We start from the raw sequence: 16755 nt of genomic DNA on the forward strand, positions 1-16755 counted from the left end.
CAAACCCTTCCTAGGCTTGATGATATTCATCATATATTGATAATCTGAACAATATACCCTAAGTATACGAAGGGTTATTCAATGTAACAAAAAAAAGTCCCAAATAAATATTGGGACCTTAACCATTTGATATTGTCTTAAAAATAAGAAGACATTATAAATTAACACCTTAAGATATATGTTAAGGCTCAAGCAGTTCAAGATCTCCCATCGAAATCGGTTTGGAATAATCTATATTGGCAAAGGAAAAGCCGTTAAGTTGCATGAATTCATGTTTAAATCCACGATAATCCCCAATCTCGGCAAAGTTAGTCTCATTCATTTTTGACAATAATTGTGAAACTTCATGCTGTGTTTCAGGATCAAGCTCTTTGTCATCCATTCTTAACAGACGCTCACCATCTACAGGGACTTTATCTTGACCGAATAACTTACTTGAGAAAAGGCGTTGCATCTGTTCGATACAACCTTCGTGTGTCCCTTTTTCTTTCATTACTTGGTATAGAGCCAAAATGTATGGGCTTAACCCTGGAATGAAAACGCTCGCCTTTGTCACTAGAGCCTTACAAACCGTTGCATAAGCACCACCATCAAAGTTGGCGAGTTTTAAGTTCAGCGAATGGCTAGTTTGGTGTAAATCGATTTTGGCCCGGCCCAATGTTCCGTCGAGATAAATAGGGTGGGTGACTTCAGGGCCGATGTAAGAAAATGCGATAGTTTGGCAACCTTGAGCAATAGACTCGGTGTTGATCAAGGTGTCAATCCAACGCTCCCAATCCTCACCCCCCATGACTTTAACGGTGGCATCCGCTTCTTCTTCCGATGCCGCTTCAATTTCAGCTTCTATCCATTGGTCTGTTTCTAAATTAATCGATGACCCCGTGACATTGTCACCAATAGGTTTTATTGCAGAGCGCCAAAACTCACCATTATCTTTTGGTCTAACGCCAGCGGCTAAGCTGTAAATGACTAAATCTACTTCACCTTCAAAATATGTCTCTATCGCCTCGATCACTTGCTCTTGAACGGTATTTGAAAATGCATCACCGACAATATTAACGGCAACGCGGCCTTCATGTTCTGCTTGCTGCTTGAAGAATATATTGTTGTACCAACCAGCAGTACCAACGCCTTTCTCCGATGGTCCTCTTTCAAATGAGACACCAATTGTATCTGCTTTGCTTCCGCCAAAGGTTGCGGCAATACGAGAAGCTAAGCCAAAACCGGATGATGCGCCAATAATTAGAACACGTTTAGGGCCATCAACAATCTGTTCTGCATTTTTAACATATTGGATCTGCTGCTTGATGGATTCTTCACAGCCATACGGATGGGCTGACCGTGCAACAACCCCTTTAATCACTGGTTTGATGAGCATATTTTTATCCTAAATTCGCTAGCGTTTCCGACTCTATTTGTAGACTTTAAGCCGCGTTATGAATTCAGAATATCGTAAAGCTTTGTAAACTTTATTGAGCTAAACCAGTAAAATCTGGAATGTTAACTAATTCTTGCGCAACAAATCGAGCTATCCACGGCTGTGCGATCGGTTTCGGGTGAAGTCCGTCATTCATCATCCAAGAGGGTTGTTGAATCACATACTCAAGAAAAAATGGGAGTAGAGGGACGGATTGCTCTTCTGCTATTGCAGGGTAGATTTCGTAAAACGCTTTGCTATATCGCTTGCCATAGTTAGGTGGCACTTGAATCTGCATTAATGCAATATGAGCACCTGCATCTTTACTCATTTGAATCAATGATGTGAGGTTCTTTTTAATTAACTGAGGAGGAAATCCGCGTAAGCCGTCATTAGCGCCTAGCTCAATAATGACCCAGTTAGGTTTATGTTGATTAAGTAACTCAGGCAAGCGAGCTAACCCATTACCTGTTGTATCACCAGAGATACTGCCGTTAATCACAGTAACCGGTAGGTTGTTGATTAACGAAGCTTGCTTTTGTAGCTCGTTTGGAAGAAGGCTAGGCCAACTATCTTCAATCGCCATCTGATAGCCCGCACTTAAGCTATCCCCAAGTACAAGAAGAGTGTTACTTTGTGAATTAGAAGCAACAGCATTACTAGAAAGTAGAACAATTAAAAAAAAGGAAAATAGTCGAGTCATGCATACATCCATTATTAAAGCCGAGTCTGTGTCAAAACTAGTCTCTACTAATCAAGAGCATTTAACAATATTAGATGACGTTAACCTTGAAATCTTAAGTGGCGAGTCTGTTGCGATTGTTGGTACCTCAGGGGCCGGTAAGTCCACTCTTATGACCCTGCTTGCGGGGCTAGACACGCCCACAGCTGGTGAAATCCATTTACTCGGTAAACCTTTATCCACGTTAAGCGATGAAGCGAGAGCCGCAATCAGAAGCGAATCGATTGGGTTTGTGTTTCAGAGCTTTTTGTTGATCCCTAGTCTAACTGCATTAGGCAATGTCACTCTACCTTGTCTGCTAAAAGGAGAAGAGGAAGATACTGAGCGAGCATTGGAGCTATTAGCATCTGTTGGCCTGTCTGAGCGTGTCGACCACTTGCCTTCTCAATTATCGGGAGGAGAGCAGCAACGTGTCGCTTTAGCTCGCGCCTTTATGATTAAACCTAAGATTCTGTTCGCTGATGAACCTACAGGTAATTTGGACCAGCAAACCGCAGCGAAAGTGATTGAGTTACTGTTTGAGTTGAATCAGCAGCACGGGACGACGCTAGTTCTAGTGACTCACGATCTAGAATTATCAAAACGATGTGATAGAACACTTCATATGAAAAATGGTGTCATTGAGGAGTTCAATCATGATCAAGGCTAAGGGAGCGAAGTTGAATCGTCGACTATTCTCTTGGAGTACTGAGGAAATCCGTCATGGTCAGTTGTGGCCGATCTCTATTGCACTAACACTAATCATTGCGTGTATTTTTGCATTATCAGCTCTAGCAGAAAGAATGGAACAGGTAATCGTGAAGCAGGGCAAAGATGCGTTGACCGCCGATAGTGTCTTTATTTCTGCGAATCCAATTCCAGACGTTTTAATTGCACAAAGCCTAGTTGAAGGTCTTGAAACTTCCGAGCTTACTCGATTTGCCACCATGGCATTCAGTGATAATGGGATGCAACTGATTACCGTCAAAGCCGTGGAAAGTAATTATCCATTGCTTGGTGAGCTGATTTTGGGAAGCCAAGCGGATCAACAAAATAAGGTGAAGCAAGGTGAACTTTGGTTAGATGAAAGAATTTTTGCACAGTTAAACGTATCAATCGGTGACAATGTCACGGTTGGTGACGCGGATTTTTTAGTCAGTGGTCGAATCGTGCAAGAACCTGGGCTCAGTTTTAACCCGTTCCAACAGATGCCTACGGCACTAATCAATATGGACGACATCGAAAAGACAGGGGCAATTCAACTCGGAAGCCGGGTTCAACACCGACTATTTCTAGCGGGTGACAGTGATGCTATTTCGCGAATTCAAGAGAGTATTGAATTGACGCCCAGTGATCGATGGCGTGACCAAAATACAACAAGCCGAACTAACGAAGTATTTAATAGAACAAAGCAGTATTTATCATTAACGGTTGCGATTGTGATTATCATGGCCGCGACAACGCTGGTACTAACTTGTCAGCATTACGTTGCCAGTCGTAGACAAACAATTGCGATGTTAAAAAGCATTGGGGCAAGTCAAGGGTGGATCGCTCGTTGGCTCATTATCCAAGTTATTCTGTTATTAGTGATTGGCGTTGTTTTAGGATTAGCGATTGGTGTTGGCCTTGAAATGCTTCTTAGGATCCCACTCTCTGATCTACTGCCGACACCACTTCCGGAGTATGGCTACAAACCTGCATTGATCTCAGTGTTAGCAAGTGTTGCGATTGGCGTGCCTGCTCTTGGTATTCCGCTTCTCGGCTTGCTTAATACTTCCGCAATGAATGTTATGCAGCCTGATAATCAAGCCACAACAGATTATAAGCACTGGTTGTTGTTACTGGTTCCGGTTGTCCCTATGATCTTTGCTTATGGCTCCAATTCTCTGGTTTGGATTGTTATTTGTGGCATCTTTGTATTGTTTATCGTCCTTGCGCTGCTTAGCATCGGAATAACAAAGACGATGGTGAAATTACCGTTATCGACATCAATGAAGTTAGCGTTAAGCCGCATCAACCGCTCTTCAACCGCCAGTGGACTTCAGTTTGGAGCACTTGCACTGTCACTTATGCTTTTGTCAGTAATTTGGTTGGTTCGAACGGATCTACTTGCCGATTGGCAACAGACATTACCTGCAGATGCGCCGAATGCCTTCGCCTTAAACATTGCGCCATATGAGAAAGAGGCTTATCTTGCGGCACTTGATGAGCAACATATTGATCGCTCTCAAGCCTTTCCCATCATTCGGGGCAGACTTTCAGAAATTAATGCAAAACCAGCGAAAAGCCAAAATGAAAACGAAGAAGAGACGGATGTTCTCAGCCGAGAATTGAACTTTACTTGGGGAGATCAATTACCTGTTTATAACGACGTGATTGCAGGGGAGTGGACGTCAACTAAAGGTGTTTCTGTCGAGTCTGAAGTGGCTGAAGATTTAGGCATACAGCTCGGTGATGAGCTTACTTTCGTCATAAATAGTCAGACGGTTATCGCGACAGTTAACTCTATTCGTGCGGTTGAGTGGCGAGTGATGAAGCCGAATTTCTATTTCATTTTCACTCCAGATCTTCTGCAATCTATTCCATCAACTTGGTTAGTCAGTTTTCGAGCAGAAGAGAGTGATCAGGCTCTGTTACAGCAACTATCTAGAGAGCATCCAACCGTGAGCCTTATGGATATAAGAATGATGGGAGAAAAGATACAGTCGCTTCTTACTCAAATCATCTGGTCCATTACCGTACTTGCTGGTTTAGGGGTGATTGCAGGCCTATTGTTAATATTTACTTTATTAAGGCTGAGCTTGTCTCAAAGACAGCAGGAAATCCGCTTGTATCGAACCTTAGGAGCGAGTAAGAAACGTATCACTCAAACTATTTGGAGTGAATATGGTTTGATGGCGCTCGTTGCAGGTCTCGTTGCCAGTTTGGGGGCTGAGTTGAGTGTGGCTAGTTTAATGAATTATGGATTTGAGCTGACACCTAAACTTCATCCATTATTGTGGATAGTTTTACCAGTTATCACTTTTATTACCCTTGCTGTGGTGGTTAATTCTCTTATTAAGCGCTTGTTAACCCCCGTAAATAAAGGGATCAGCTAACATTAATGAATAAGTTATCCCAGTTATCCACAAAAACGGTGGATAACATTTGGGATAACTTGAATTTGTAAATCTATCAATCCTCGCTAAGCCTCAATCTACAAGAGTTACACTCAATTTGCTTTCATTTATGGACTGAATTAATTAGGCTGGATAAATGAGTCAAGAAGAAATTTTAGTATTTTTGTTCTAGTAAATAATAATGAGAAACTAATCCCTTAATCAAAATGTGTTTTTATTCTTCTCGTTTACTCAGTAGAATACGCACTGCTCATAATCTGGTTGATTTTTACTGACCACAGCCTATAAATCATATAGTTAAGCTCATGATATTGAATACTAAGATTCACCCTAAGCGTAAAATTGCAATCATTGGCGGTGGAATTGCCGGCTCTACAGCAGCAATTCATTTGTCTGAGATGGGATTAGATGTCACTTTACTAGAGAAAGGCCCAAGCTTAGTGAATGGCCCACCAATATGTCACTTACATGCGGGTGGCAATTTGTATCGTGAGATATCTGAACAGCAGTGCCTTGAGTTACTTCGTCAATCAATTGAAACGGTTCGTCTTTATCCGCATTCGCTGAATATCCGACCAACCGTTATTGCAGTTCCTCATTCTGATGGTGGCGACCCTAATGAACTCCTGCCACGTTTGAAAAGTGTTGCAAATGCGTACCAATCACTCGTCGAGGAGAGTATTGATAATCAGGTTCTTGGCGATCCGAAAGATTATTATAAGCTTTACTCATTGTCGGATTTGCAGGAATTAGCCCTAAAATCCCAACCTAAACAGCCCCGATCGATGGATGACTGGGTCATTCCTTTCGCTCAATACACAGATTTAAGCGCTCTAAAGTATCCAGTTGTCGCGGTTCAAGAGTTTGGGATGAGTGTATTTCGTCTATCAGCAACAGCAAACATTGCACTAGAAAGAAACCCTAATTGCACTGTGATGACAGAAACGTCGCTGACTAACGCTCAATGGAACCAAGACCATTGGACGCTCTCTTATGAGCAAGTATCTGGTCACACTTCTACTTTTGAAGCGGATTTTCTGATCAATGCGAGCGGTTTTGAAACTGGAAAAATTGACGACTATTTAGGAAAGCAAAGAGATCGGTTAGTTGAATTCAAAGCAGCCTACGTGACTCATTGGCCAGATTGCAGTGATGAATGGCCAGAGGTTATATTCCACGGGCCAAGAGGCACACCACAGGGCATGGCCCAATTAACACCTTATGCTGATGGGTATTTCCAATTGCATGGTATGACAGAAGGGATCACTCTGTTTGAGGATGGGCTTGTGACCTCCGACTCATCATCATCTCAACCCCAACTACCAAAGCGTTTACTTAAAAAGATCAATTCCGGTTGGTCTAACGAGGTTATTCATCAGCGCTCTACAAGTGCGATAGAGCATATGAGTCAGTTTATACCTTCATATATAAGTTCAACGGTAGCTGGAAAGCCGTTATTCGGAGCTCAACAAATTCCGGGAAATGATCCGAGTTTACGTGCGGCGGACGTTTCGTTTGAAGGTGAAAGGTATGCCAGAATCGAGGTCGTAAAAGCGTCTTCAGCACTTGAAGCAGCACGTAAAATTTCGACATTCTGGTTTGATTCATTAGGATTTGAAGGCGATGAAACTTCATCATCCAGTTACCCTGTCACTTATGGTTTATCTCGCCATGAGGTTGAAGAGAGGGCTCTGCAACTTGCAAAGGAACGTCATTACCCACAATCTTTAGCGAAAATATCAGGGGTTCAATCCCAAAATAGTTAAATATAATCAAATGGATAGTAAGCCATTTGCCTTTCTATCCATTATCTTAACTTGAAACTCTTTCAAGAGTGCTAATGGTAGTGACCCATTCGTTTCATTGTTTCTTAGTATCCAAAGAAATTTGCCCACTGACACCATACATCCTGTAATCCAAGCCGATCACCACGAGTAAATTGAACTTGTTGTCCCGGTTTCGCTTGTGCCAGTCGGGGTAAGTCAATTCTTGCGACACAGCCTAGTTTCGGGTAGCCACCAATCGTTTGTCTATCATTAAGTAAGATTATTGGCTGTCCATCGCTTGGAACTTGAACCGCCCCGAGAGCGATCCCTTCTGATAGTATTCCATTGTAAGGTGTAGATATCATCGTTCCAGATAATCGATAACCCATGCGATCTGAGTTTTGATCCACCGTAAACTTATTCGAATAAAAACTATGCTTCGCTTCAGCCGAAAAGTCATCACATTGGTAACCTTCAATGACTCGTAAGTTTAAGGGTAAGTTGTAGTCTGGTTTGAATCGAAATGTGAGGCTAACGGGTTTAAAATTTTTGACTTCATGAAGATGAAAATGCAATTCATCGTCAGATCTAAGGGGCAAACCATCAGAATGGACACCTCCGAGTTTATCCCTCACAACGGTAGAGCAACTGCCTAGTTGAGCTGGGGTAATGAATCCTCCTTTGATGGCCAGATAACTTCTCAGTCCATTGATTGGAAGCCCAAAAGTGAGCATTTGTCCTTTGTAAGCCGCAAAACTACTCCAATTATCAATCGCCACTCCATCAAGCTTTGCTTGGAGATCACCACCACAAATAGCAAGAAGGCAGTCATTTTGAACCTGAAACTCAGCCTGACCGAGAGTAATTTCTAGGGTGGCTAAATTGACAGTATTTCCCAATAAATAATTTGCCCAGCTATACGCATAGTCATCAACAGGGCCACCTTGTGTGATGCCGTGTTGTGATAGGCCAAAGCGCCCGAAGTCTTGAATTAAGCTAAGCTGGCCTGGTTTATTGATTTTTATCGTGTTCATTGTTTGTCAGCCTCTTTAATCACACCGCCTAATGATAAGAATGTCGATTCATCAATGGATTCAAATTTAACGCTATCACCGATATTAAATGGGCAAATTTCAGCTGAGTCTGGGCGGTATAATTCAAGTGGGCAATTGCCAATAATATTCCATCCACCAGGAGAATGATTTGGATACACCGCGGTCTGTCTATCAGCAATACCAACACTGCCTTTTTGAACATACACGCGTGGCGTTTCTAACCTTGGTAACTTTAATTTCTCATTTAGCCCAGACAAAAAAGCAAAGCTAGGAGCGAAGCCTATGGCGCTAACCGAATAGACTTCAGAGGTATGTAGCTCAATCAGAGTTTCAAGAGTGATTCCAATACTTTCGTATCGGCTGATGTCAGGGCCAACTCTATGTGAATAGTAGGTCGGAAGGGTGATGGTTTTGGGGCTAAGTTTTGAGGGTTGATGTTCATCTGTGTTTAACATCAACTCGTGTAACTGAGCGATGATTTGAGATTCTGAAATTCGGTAAGGTAGATAATCAACTAAAATGGAACAGTACGATGGGGTAACGTTCATTATCGACGTTTGAAACTGATAACGAATTAAATTCGCGGTGTAACCAACCAGCGCGAGTGATTGGGCCGTTATGGGTAATTCAAATCGCAGCATAACACTGCATTCGGCAACGGGGTTGATGGTATAGGAATCAGGTCGCAAATCACTCCTCCTTACGTTTGTGTGAGTGCTTGGCTTAATCTTTGAATCAGTGCAATGGACGTGGGGTTATCTCCATGTACACAGAGCGTATCTACTTCTAATTGTAATGTTTCGCCACTCAATGTGGTTACGCTACCGTAATTGGATAACTGCATCGCTTGGTTAAAAATATCATCCGCATTATGATAAACCGCACCTGTTTGATTTCTTGGTACAAGTGAGCCGTTCGTTTGATATGCGCGATCCGCGAAAGCTTCGAAAAGCAGTGGAACATCGTATTTATCTGCAATATCGAGATAAATTTGATTGTTTGGTGTCGCAAGCGTCATAAGGGGTAAACCAAAAAGAGAGACGGCTTCTACAATCGCTTCAAATATCGCCTTGTCTGCGATCATATCGTTATAAAGAGCGCCATGGGGTTTTACGTATTTTATCTTCGCATTTTTAAGCTTTGCGATACCGAGTAACGCGCCCACTTGATAAGCCACCAATTCGGTAATTTGCGCGCACGTGTGGGGGATGGAACGTCGGCCAAACCCTTGCAAATCGTGGTAAGCGGGATGAGCACCAACATCAACGCGGTAGTGTTTTGCTAATGCTATGGTTTTTGCCATTACTTGGGGATCTGAAGCATGAAATCCACAAGCAATATTGGCCATATCAACCCAAGGCATGATTTGTTCATCAGCCCCCATTGTCCAATGTCCGTAGCTTTCACCCATGTCACAATTTAACGTTATCTTTGGTCTATTCAAGGAGATTAACACTCGCATTTTTACAGTTGATTCACGTTGCTCTATTTGGATTTTGTTGTCTGTGATCCCCTTCATTTTTATTAACAAAACAACCAATTAAAGTGATCGCTCATAATTAAGAAAAATGTCACATTTAAAAACTGTAAAGCTGAGATAGTGTAAATATCTGAGAGAGTTAGGTACACTAATCGCAAATAGACAGTTGGTATTTAATAATGAAAATATTAGTAACAGGCGGAATGGGTTACATCGGTAGTCATACCTGTATCCAAATGCTAGAAGCTGGGATGACCCCCGTCATATTTGATAACCTTTATAATAGCAAACAGAGCGTTCTAGAGCGTATCGAGAAAGTATCGGGCGTTCGTCCTAAATTCATTCAAGGCGATATTCGAGATAAAGCACTGCTTATTGATGTGTTGAAAGAGAATGAGATACAAGGCGTAATCCACTTTGCAGGCCTTAAGGCTGTTGGCGAATCAGTGCAAAAACCACTGGAATACTACGATAACAATGTAAATGGAACTCTAGTCCTTGTTGACGCGATGCGTGAAGCCGATGTTAAAACGATAATCTTCAGCTCATCGGCTACTGTTTATGGTGATCCTGCATCTGTGCCGATTACCGAAGATTTCCCAACCAGTGCAACTAACCCATACGGTCGAAGCAAACTGATGGTTGAAGAGTGTTTGGCTGACTTCCAGAAAGTAAACCCAGATTGGAGCATCACGCTATTACGTTATTTTAATCCTGTTGGTTCGCACCCATCAGGTGAGTTAGGCGAAGATCCGCAAGGCATTCCAAATAACCTAATGCCATTTGTTTCTCAAGTTGCTGTCGGCCGACGTGAATTCCTCTCTATTTTCGGAGGGGACTACCCAACGAAAGATGGCACAGGGGTTCGTGATTACATTCATGTCATGGATCTTGCTGACGGGCATATTGCGGCACTGCAGAAAAAGGCAAATCAGCCTGATTTGCATATCTATAATCTTGGAACTGGCAATGGTTCTAGTGTATTGGATATGGTCTCTGCTTTTGAAAAGGCGTCAGGCAAGAAGGTTCCTTACAAACTTGTCGAAAGGCGAGCTGGGGATATTGCAGAATGTTGGGCAGATCCAAGCAAAGCGATAACCGAGTTAGACTGGAATGCTAGTCGTACTTTAGATCAAATGACCGCAGATACTTGGAATTGGCAGTCTAAGAACCCTGATGGTTTCCCTGATTAATTTCATTTTTTCTAGACAACTAAAGGCACATGATTGTGCCTTTATTGATCCAAATCGTCTAAATAGAGAAGAAGGTGGTTAAAAACTATCATATTTCACAATTAATGTTACAATTGTTAAGTATCTTATTTTTTATCATGAATTTTGTTTTGATTGGGGAATCGTCATGGAACTTGGTTTAATCGTCGTTTTTATTATTGCAGCCGCTGTAATGGTAAAAAAAGAGATGGCGAATAAATAATACAATTTCATTCAACTTATTCTTTTATTTACATTTTTAGAATGAAATAATAAAAAAGTCAGCTTATGCTGGCTTTTTTATTTTTGTCTTACATATCTCTAATTTATCTGGGAGCCTCAATGCAAAGTCCAATTACACTAGAAGCATTACACATACTTGATGCGATTGAACGCAGAGGCAGTTTTGCGGCTGCAGCGAATGAGCTTGATAGAGCACCATCCTCATTGAGTTACCAGATACAGAAATTAGAACAAGATTTAGACATCATGATTTTCGATCGCTCTGGTCATAAAGCGGCGTTCACCGATGCTGGTAGCCTGATCTTAGAGAGAGGTCGTCAGATTTTATCGGCTACTGAGAAGCTAGTGAGTGATGCGACTATCTTGGCCAACGGATGGGAGCTCGATATCACTATTGCGTTTGACGGCATCATCCCTGTTTCAAATTTCTTTAAATTGGTTGATGAGCTAGGGAAAATCAGCAAGACCCGCATTCGCTTACAAGAAGAGATCTTAGCGGGATGCTGGGAGTCTTTAGTCACTGATCGTGCAGACTTGTTAATTTGTCCTAGGCTTGCAACTATCCCACAAGAGATGAAAACGGAAGACATTGGTAAAATGGAAATGATGTGGGTTGCAGCTACTGATCACTATATTCACAAACGCAAAGGTGAGTTTGATCAGGCTGCGCGAGAAAAATATCGAGTGATCGCCATTGCCGATACAGCAAGAGATCAACCGGCAATCAGTGTGAATATTTTAGAGAAGCAACCTCGGTTGACTGTTACCAATTTCCAAGCAAAACTTGATGCTTTAATTACAGGATTAGGCATCGGAACTCTTCCGGTTCAAGTTGCACAACCACTGATTGAAAATGGTCAATTAAAACAAATCGAGGGTAGTGAAACTCGCGAGATCGACCTAGTTCTGGCATGGAAACGCAGTAATATTGGTGAAGCTAAATCGTGGTGCATTCAATATCTTAAAAGAAATTGGTCACTTGTTTAGCACCAAAACCATATCAGCCGTCCCATCTTCAAAATGTACATCTAGCTCAAATCCTAGTTTTTGAGCTAGCATCAACATGCCTCTATTTGTAGGCATCGTCATTCCTGATATTTGGCCAGTCCCTTTAGATTCACAGTAGGTAATGATCTTTGTCATTAATAACTTACCTAGACCGATCCCTTTAAGATCTGAACGGATCAAAATAGCAAATTCAGCATCAGTATTATCTGGATTAATTAAGGCTCTAGAGACGCCGATGATCTTTGGATCACTTGAAAAGTTTTCTACAGCGACAAATGCCATCTCACGGTCATAATCTATCTGTGTAAAGTTTGCTAAAGCTTCGTGGTTGAACTCGCCAACATCACTAAAAAATCGCTTATACAGATCTTCTTTCGATACATTTTTAATAAAATCGGCATGAAGGGGCTCGTCTTCAGGCAGAATTGGCCTTAATAAAATACGTCGATCGTCTTTAGTTAAAATGATTTCTTCAGATTCAATAGGGTAAGGTCGAATGGCTAAACGTTGCTGTGCATCACCAACATATGGTTTCAACGACAAGTCAGCATCCAGGATCACAAACTCATCCCCATTAGCTAATAGTGGATGTATGTCCAGTTGATGGATCTCAGGGCAATCCACAATCATTTGAGAAATCCTAACGAGGAACTCTGAGAGCCCATCGATGTTAATTGGTTCAGGTAATTTTTGTAGACGAATATTGCCTTCTTTGATCGCTCGGACGATGAGATAACGCGCCAGGGTCATGTTCAAAGGAGGAAGCGCAGCCGCAGCATCAATTGATTCGTCCCACTCTGATCCCCCTTGTCCAAGTAAGATGACAGGGCCAAAAATGGGGTCAGTTTTAACCTTAATCCTCAGTTCTTGCCCGCCGGCTAATTTTGCCATCCCTTGGATAAGAAGGCCGTGTATATTGGCTGTAGGATAGGAGAGTTGAGTACGATCCAATATAGCTTGTGCAGCATTTGCTACTTCTGTGCTGTTTCTTAAACTCAGTACCACGCCTTGAACATCTGATTTATGTGCAATATCAGGAGAGCGCAGTTTGACCGCTACAGGGTAACCGATTTTCTCTGCGATATGGACAGATTCAATCGGATCTGAAGCAATCCAAGTTGGCAGGGTGGATAAGCCATAATGGTTGAGTAAGGGGCTGATCTGATGAGTATCCAAAGAATCGTTACTCTGCAGCAATTGATCACCGATCCAACGACGAGCTAGTTCAACTTTACTCAAATCAACATGTTCCGCTGTGGTTGGGGTTTCCATTAATTGCTTTTGGTTTCGTCGGTATTCGACTAAATGCATAAATGCCACGACGGAACTTTCAGGGGTTCTATAGGTTGGTATTCCGGCCTGAGTGAACAACTGCCTTGCGGGTTTAGCGGTTTGTTCGCCAGTCCAATTGGTTAATATATTGAATCGTTTATGACGTGGATGAGCTTTAATTGCGTCAATGACGGCTTGCGCTGTCTCCATTGAATGAGCAACCGCAGAGGGGCTATGCATGATAAGAATCGCGTCAATATCATCGCTATCGAGCAGAGTATTTAACGTATTAACATAGCGAGTTTTATCCGCATCCCCCATCATGTCTATTGGATTGTTTTTGGACCAGCTATATGGCAATAGACCATCAAGCGTTGATATTGTTTGCTCATTTAAAGTCGCTAACTTTCCGCCTCGGTTGAATAAGGTATCAACAGCCATAATGGCAGGGCCACCACCATTGGTCATTACCGCCAAACGTTCGCCACGTAAAGGTACGGCATGAGTTAAGGTTTCAACTGCAGCAAACAATTCATGAGTATTCTTTACTCGTAGCATGCCTGTTCTTCTAATCGCTGAGTCATAAATGATGTCTAACGTATCATCCCCACCAGTATGAGCTTTTGCTGCAATTTTACCGGCACTCGTGGTACCCGCTTTGAGAACTAGAATTCGTTTATTCCTTGATGCAGCACGAGCTGCTGACATAAATCTTCGTGCATCTTTAATTGTATCGACATAGAGCAAAATAGCCTCGGTATGGCTATCAACACTTAAGTTATCGAGAAGCTCGGCGAAATCGATATCAACGCCATTACCAATAGAGATAAAGGCAGAAAAACCAATCTGCTTATCATTTGCCCAATCAAGAATGGTTGTGCATACAGCCGCAGATTGGGAAACAAAAGCGATTTTGCCTCTAAGAGCGGTGACAGGGGAAAAGGAACAATTGAAATTTATCCAAGGAAGAATCAACCCTAAACTGTTAGGACCAAGCAGTCGAATATTATGTTCCTTCGCAATAGCTGAACACTCATCACTTATTGTTTGACCACTACTCCCAATGAGGTGCATATCCGAAGAAAGCACTATCACAACAGGAATTTTTTTATTCGCTAATTCGGTAAATAACTGAGTGTTACGTGTGGCATGAGTACACAAAATGGCAATATCAGGCACGATAGGAAGGGATGGAATATCTTTATAAGCAAGAACCCCACAAACCGACTTAAATTTCGGAGAGACTGGCATGATGGCGCCTTCAAACCCACCTTGCAGTAGATTTTTCATCACAATAGAGCCCGCTCTAAATGGTTTTTGCGAAGCGCCGATGACCGCAACCGATTTTGGCTTTAGCATTTGATTGAGATTGTTCATATCAAACTCCATGTGATGAAATGTTCTAATCTTAGCCTATGCAAGAGAGCAAAAAGACAGCAGTTGGCAGGGCTGTGATCAATAACAGCACATCATCCGCTGAGTTTGTGTAATACGTCACACAGTAATGGTATATAATGTCACTGTGAACTTGATTCTATGGGCCGCTATCGGCATGATTTATAGTAATTTCTCATTAAGGCTTAGATTATTCCATGAAAAAAATTGCGATTGTTAGCTTATCAATGCTCTTAGCTGCATGTGTTTCTGAAAACTATGTAACAGACGTAACTTCAGACAGTTACCGCGAAGAGTATAAAACTGCTGAAGTGATGCCTCCTGTGGTATCTCAAGGTGTTCCTGCGATGAGTGTTACTGAAGAAAATGTGGATAAAAACGTTGTCAAAATGTCTCCAGCATCTAATGCCGAGATGAACGTTGTTCAGCAAACTCCAGTTAAGCAGCAAGCGTCTGTAATCATCACACCTCCGACGAAAAAGCAGGCAATGATGAATCCAAGGTTTGGTTATACCATTCAAGTGGTTGCAGTTGGAAGTCAGTCAAAAGTGGACCAGTTTTCAAGTAAGTTGCCTAGAAGTAATCAGCCAATTTGGGAAAACTATAAAGTTGTTAATGGAACAAAATGGTACACCGTACTATACGGTGACTACGCGACAAAACTTGATGCTAAAACAGCAATCCAGTCGCTGCCAACTGAATTCAAACAGCTTAAGCCTTTCGTTAAGAGTATCGACGCAATCAAAAACTCTGAGTTCCCAACTCTAAACAAGTTGAATTAACAGAGACACATAAAAAGGGCCGGCAGGTCCTTTTTTAATATCCCATGCAAATAGAACTAATATGCTTAGTCGTTAACCAAACGATTTCTCTTGCAGTGATTTGTGGACAAAACACTGTAAATTTAAGAGCTAAGTATTATTATGGACTCAATAGAATAACGTGACATCTCGGACAGATTTACATGACTAGTACAAACATCCTTTTATTGTGTGGCGGAGGCTCTTCTGAGCATGAAGTCTCACTCGTTTCAGCTAACTATCTACAACAAGAGTTAGAAAGCGTTTCTGATTTCAATGTTACCCATGTTGAAATAACAGATGACGGCTGGATAGAGAAGAGTGGCGACAGAGTTCATTTAGATTTACATACTGGTGAATTATGCTCAGAACGTACAAAGACTAAAATAGATTTCATTGTACCTTGTATCCACGGTTTCCCTGGTGAAACGGGTGACATCCAGTCGATGTTTGAATTGTCTGGGATCCCATACTTAGGTTGCGGACCTGAAGCAAGCAGCAATAGCTTTAATAAGATCACCTCAAAGCTTTGGTATGATGCATTAGGCATCAAAAATACGCCATATCTTTTCTTATCAGCAAATAATGATGAGAGCCTTCGTAAAGCCACTTTAGCTTTCGAAAAGTGGGGCAAAGTTTTTGTAAAAGCAGCAAGACAGGGATCATCTGTTGGTTGTTACAGTGTGACTAAAATTGACGAATTGCTTCCTGCAATCAGCAATGCATTTAATTATTCAGAGCAGGTGTTGATTGAAATGTCTGTCACACCACGTGAGCTTGAAGTTGCCGCCTATGAGATGGATGGAAAAATTTATATTTCTAAGCCCGGTGAAGTTATCGCTCCAAATGGCGAGTTCTATACCTACGAAGAAAAGTACAGTTCAGATAGCCACTCCGTTACTGAAATCGAAGCATCGAATTTATCAGAGTCTCAAATAGCTGAGATTCAACAAAGTGCTCTACGCGTATTTACACAGATGAAATTGCGCCATTTGTCACGGATTGATTTTTTCTTAACCTCTGATAATGAAATCTATCTAAATGAAGTCAATACATTTCCTGGAATGACGCCGATATCAATGTTCCCAAAGATGGTTGAACATAATGGGCACACATTTAAAAGTTTCCTAGAATCATGCGTTAGAAACAGTTTAGCCAACTAAATCTGGCGTAGAATATGTTCGCTTCAAGAAGAGGCGAGCATGAATAGCTTAAGTAAAATGCATTGTTTGAAATCGCTCTAATAAGTGCAAAGCACAGTGTGTTAT

The 16755-nt window shown here is 41.8% G+C and carries 13 protein-coding genes; 7 read left to right on the forward strand and 6 right to left on the reverse strand.

Features of this window, described 5'->3' with window-relative positions:
• Positions 1-181: 181 nt before the first annotated feature.
• Complete coding sequence (gene fabV, locus FCV43_RS12420; protein WP_017051248.1) at positions 182-1378, reverse strand: enoyl-ACP reductase FabV; 1197 nt, start codon at positions 1376-1378, stop codon at positions 182-184.
• A gap of 91 nt (positions 1379-1469) precedes the next feature.
• Positions 1470-2120, reverse strand: a complete 651-nt coding sequence (locus FCV43_RS12425; RefSeq protein ID WP_136995368.1) for an arylesterase — start codon at positions 2118-2120, stop codon at positions 1470-1472.
• Between FCV43_RS12425 and FCV43_RS12430 the strand changes: the two genes are divergently transcribed.
• From FCV43_RS12430 to FCV43_RS12440, 3 genes are all read left to right on the forward strand, one after another.
• A complete protein-coding gene (locus tag FCV43_RS12430) occupies positions 2119-2808 on the forward strand; it encodes an ABC transporter ATP-binding protein (protein WP_136995369.1) in 690 nt (229 codons plus the stop codon). The genes FCV43_RS12425 and FCV43_RS12430 overlap by 2 nt on opposite strands.
• A complete protein-coding gene (locus FCV43_RS12435) occupies positions 2795-5236 on the forward strand; it encodes an ABC transporter permease (protein WP_136995370.1) in 2442 nt (813 codons plus the stop codon). Before FCV43_RS12430 ends, FCV43_RS12435 begins: the two co-directional genes overlap by 14 nt.
• A gap of 326 nt (positions 5237-5562) precedes the next feature.
• Entirely contained in the window at positions 5563-7023 is a 1461-nt protein-coding gene (locus FCV43_RS12440) for an FAD-dependent oxidoreductase (RefSeq protein ID WP_136995371.1), read from the forward strand.
• Between the two features lie 104 nt (positions 7024-7127).
• On the opposite strand, the gene FCV43_RS12445 is transcribed toward FCV43_RS12440, so the two are convergent.
• From FCV43_RS12445 to FCV43_RS12455, 3 genes are read right to left on the reverse strand one after another with little or no spacing between them, the layout of a single operon-like run.
• Positions 7128-8057: a biotin-dependent carboxyltransferase family protein gene (locus tag FCV43_RS12445; protein WP_136995372.1), complete on the reverse strand. Its 930-nt coding sequence runs from the start codon at positions 8055-8057 to the stop codon at positions 7128-7130.
• On the reverse strand, positions 8054-8767 hold the full coding sequence (locus FCV43_RS12450; protein ID WP_017053217.1) for a 5-oxoprolinase subunit B family protein: 714 nt from the start codon (positions 8765-8767) through the stop codon (positions 8054-8056). The genes FCV43_RS12445 and FCV43_RS12450 overlap by 4 nt, the downstream gene beginning before the upstream one ends.
• Positions 8768-8778: 11 nt before the next feature.
• A complete protein-coding gene (locus tag FCV43_RS12455) occupies positions 8779-9540 on the reverse strand; it encodes a 5-oxoprolinase subunit PxpA (RefSeq protein WP_136995411.1) in 762 nt (253 codons plus the stop codon).
• 197 nt (positions 9541-9737) lie between these two features.
• Between FCV43_RS12455 and galE the strand changes: the two genes are divergently transcribed.
• Both galE and FCV43_RS12465 read left to right on the forward strand, forming a co-directional pair.
• Positions 9738-10751, forward strand: a complete 1014-nt coding sequence (galE, locus tag FCV43_RS12460; RefSeq protein ID WP_136995373.1) for a UDP-glucose 4-epimerase GalE — start codon at positions 9738-9740, stop codon at positions 10749-10751.
• Positions 10752-11111: 360 nt separating this feature from the next.
• Entirely contained in the window at positions 11112-11999 is an 888-nt protein-coding gene (locus tag FCV43_RS12465; RefSeq protein WP_113798070.1) for a LysR family transcriptional regulator, read from the forward strand.
• On the opposite strand, the gene FCV43_RS12470 is transcribed toward FCV43_RS12465, so the two are convergent.
• A complete protein-coding gene (locus FCV43_RS12470) occupies positions 11988-14669 on the reverse strand; it encodes a bifunctional acetate--CoA ligase family protein/GNAT family N-acetyltransferase (RefSeq protein ID WP_136995374.1) in 2682 nt (893 codons plus the stop codon). The genes FCV43_RS12465 and FCV43_RS12470 overlap by 12 nt on opposite strands.
• 215 nt (positions 14670-14884) lie before the next feature.
• On the opposite strand from FCV43_RS12470, the gene FCV43_RS12475 reads away from it, so the two are divergent.
• Both FCV43_RS12475 and FCV43_RS12480 read left to right on the forward strand, forming a co-directional pair.
• Positions 14885-15469 carry an SPOR domain-containing protein gene (locus FCV43_RS12475; RefSeq protein WP_017053222.1) on the forward strand — a complete coding sequence of 195 codons (585 nt, stop codon included), beginning with the start codon at positions 14885-14887 and terminating at the stop codon, positions 15467-15469.
• A gap of 182 nt (positions 15470-15651) precedes the next feature.
• A complete protein-coding gene (locus tag FCV43_RS12480) occupies positions 15652-16650 on the forward strand; it encodes a D-alanine--D-alanine ligase (protein ID WP_136995375.1) in 999 nt (332 codons plus the stop codon).
• Positions 16651-16755 lie beyond the last annotated feature (105 nt).

Origin of the sequence: Vibrio genomosp. F6, from assembly GCF_005146325.1 — a bacterium.
Classification (GTDB): Bacteria; Pseudomonadota; Gammaproteobacteria; order Enterobacterales; family Vibrionaceae; genus Vibrio; species Vibrio cortegadensis.